The sequence below is a fragment of the Amycolatopsis sp. cmx-4-61 genome, from assembly GCF_046548775.1.
Lineage (GTDB): Bacteria > Actinomycetota > Actinomycetes > Mycobacteriales > Pseudonocardiaceae > Amycolatopsis.
Genome location: NZ_JAEBEI010000054.1, coordinates 1 through 3,235, shown reverse-complemented (window position 1 = coordinate 3,235; position 3,235 = coordinate 1). Strand labels below are relative to the sequence as shown.

At 55.3% G+C, this 3,235-nt stretch carries 1 rRNA gene; it reads right to left on the bottom strand.

The features are described 5' to 3' along the window. Positions 1 to 65: 65 nt before the first annotated feature. A 23S ribosomal RNA gene (locus tag ACLJOU_RS46830) occupies positions 66 to 3,184 on the bottom strand. Positions 3,185 to 3,235: the final 51 nt, after the last annotated feature.

The following is a 3,235-nucleotide window of genomic DNA, read 5'->3' as shown; positions in this document are numbered from 1 at the left end:
GAAACAACACACACCGTCTGCTGGTGTGGTGTTTCAGAACCGTAGAGTGGATGCGTAACATCTTTGTAGGCAAGTCCTCGGCCTATTAGTACCAGTCAACTCGACAACACATTACTGTGCTTCCATTTCTGGCCTATCAACCCAATGGTCTGTTGGGGGCCTTAACCCACAAAGGGGTGGGATACCTCATCTTGGAACAGGCTTCCCGCTTAGATGCCTTCAGCGGTTATCCCTTCCGAACGTGGCCAACCAGCCATGCCCCTGGCGGGACAACTGGCACACCAGAGGTTCGTCCGTCCCGGTCCTCTCGTACTAGGGACAGCCTTCCTCAAGTATCCTACGCGCGCGGCGGATAGGGACCGAACTGTCTCACGACGTTCTAAACCCAGCTCGCGTGCCGCTTTAATGGGCGAACAGCCCAACCCTTGGGACCTACTCCGGCCCCAGGATGCGACGAGCCGACATCGAGGTGCCAAACCATGCCGTCGATATGGACTCTTGGGCAAGATCAGCCTGTTATCCCCGGGGTACCTTTTATCCGTTGAGCGACACCCCTTCCACCAGGAGGTGCCGGATCACTAGTCCCGACTTTCGTCCCTGCTCGACATGTCTGTCTCACAGTCAAGCTCCCTTGTGCACTTGCACTCAACACCTGATTGCCAACCAGGCTGAGGGAACCTTTGGGCGCCTCCGTTACTCTTTAGGAGGCAACCGCCCCAGTTAAACTACCCATCAGGCACTGTCCCTGAACCAGATCATGGCCCGAGGTTCAGATTCCCAATTCGACCAGAGTGGTATTTCAACAACGACTCCACCACAACTAGCGTTGCAGCTTCACAGTCTCCCACCTATCCTACACAAGCCGAACCGAAAACCAATACCAAACTATAGTAAAGGTCCCGGGGTCTTTCCGTCCTGCCGCGCGTAACGAGCATCTTTACTCGTAGTGCAATTTCGCCGGGCCTGTGGTTGAGACAGCCGGAAAGTCGTTACGCCATTCGTGCAGGTCGGAACTTACCCGACAAGGAATTTCGCTACCTTAGGATGGTTATAGTTACCACCGCCGTTTACTGGCGCTTAAATTCTCAGCTTCGCCCCGAAAGGCTAACCGGTCCTCTTAACGTTCCAGCACCGGGCAGGCGTCAGTCCATATACATCGTCTTGCGACTTCGCATGGACCTGTGTTTTTAGTAAACAGTCGCTTTCCGCTGGTCTCTGCGGCCACCCACCCCTAGCCTGCAAGAAGCTTCAGGATGTTTGGCCCCCCTTCTCCCGAAGTTACGGGGGCATTTTGCCGAGTTCCTTAACCACAGTTCACCCGATCGCCTTGGTATTCTCTACCTGACCACCTGTGTTGGTTTGGGGTACGGGCCGTGCATGCACTCACTAGAGGCTTTTCTCGGCAGCATAGGATCACTCTACTTCGCCTCAAACGGCTACGCATCACGTCTCAGAGTATATAAAGCACGGATTTGCCTATGCTTTCTCCTACACGCTTACACCAGGACAACCATCGCCTGGCGGAGCTACCTTCCTGCGTCACCCCATCGCTTGACTACTACGAAATCAGGTCCCACGCTCCACACACACAAATCCATCCGAAGACTTCATCGCGTGGCTTTGGGTGGTTAGTATCAAACGCCTCGTCATGGGCGCACATGCTCGGGTACGGGAATATCAACCCGTTGTCCATCGACTACGCCTGTCGGCCTCGCCTTAGGTCCCGACTTACCCTGGGCGGATTAGCCTGGCCCAGGAACCCTTGGTCATCCGGCGGCAGAGTTTCTCACTCTGCATTCGCTACTCATGCCTGCATTCTCACTCCCACACCCTCCACCGCTAGCTTCCGCCACGGCTTCCCTGGGTGCAGGACGCTCCCCTACCCATCAACACGACTACACACAAACCTCAAGGGCCCGCATGGATCTATTGTGTCAATGACACAGCTTCGGCGGTGTGCTTAAGCCCCGCTACATTGTCGGCGCAGGACCACTTGACCAGTGAGCTATTACGCACTCTTTCAAGGGTGGCTGCTTCTAAGCCAACCTCCTGGTTGTCTGGGCAATCCCACATCCTTTCCCACTGAGCACACACTTAGGGGCCTTAGCTGGTGTTCTGGGCTGTTTCCCTCTCGACGACGAAGCTTATCCCCCGCCGTCTCACTGCCGTACTCTAACACCACGGTATTCGGAGTTTGGTTGATTTCGGTAACCCGGTAAGGCCCCTAGACCATCCAGTAGCTCTACCCCCGTGGAGAAACATACGACGCTGCACCTAAATGCATTTCGGGGAGAACCAGCTATCACGGAGTTTGATTGGCCTTTCACCCCTACCCACAGCTCATCCCCTCAGTTTTCAACCTAAGTGGGTTCGGGCCTCCACGACGTCTTACCGTCGCTTCACCCTGGCCATGGGTAGATCACTCCGCTTCGGGTCTAGACCACGCGACTCATTCGCCCTATTCAGACTCGCTTTCGCTACGGCTACCCCACACGGGTTAACCTCGCCACGCAGCACTAACTCGCAGGCTCATTCTTCAAAAGGCACGCCATCACCCATAGGCTCTGACGGCTTGTAGGCACACGGTTTCAGGTACTCTTTCACTCCCCTCCCGGGGTACTTTTCATCTTTCCCTCACGGTACTCGTCCGCTATCGGTCTTCAGGAAGTATTTAGGCTTACCGGGTGGTCCCGGCAGATTCACAGCAAATTCCACGAGCTCGCTGCTACTCGGGAACACCAAACAAACAACCAACAATGCGTTTTCGCGTACGGGGCTCTCACCCACTCCGGCCGCCCATCCCAAGGCGTTCCACTAACACACGTGATCATTCCGAGGACTGTCAGATCCTCGACGCTGGGTCCCACAACACCGCCTGCACAACGCCTGACAGCTTGACATACAAACGGTTTAGCCTCTTCCGCTTTCGCTCGCCACTACTCACGGAATCACGGTTGTTTTCTCTTCCTGCGGGTACTGAGATGTTTCACTTCCCCGCGTTCCCTCCACACACCCTATATATTCAGGTGCGGGTAACACCACATCACTGGTGCTGGGTTTCCCCATTCGGAAATCCTCGGATCACAGCTCGGTTGACAGCTCCCCGAGGCTTATCGCAGCCTCCTACGTCCTTCATCGGCTCCTGAAGCCAAGACATCCACCATGTGCCCTTAACAACTTGACCACAAAGATGCTCGCATCCACTCTACAGTTCTCAAACACCACACCAGAAACA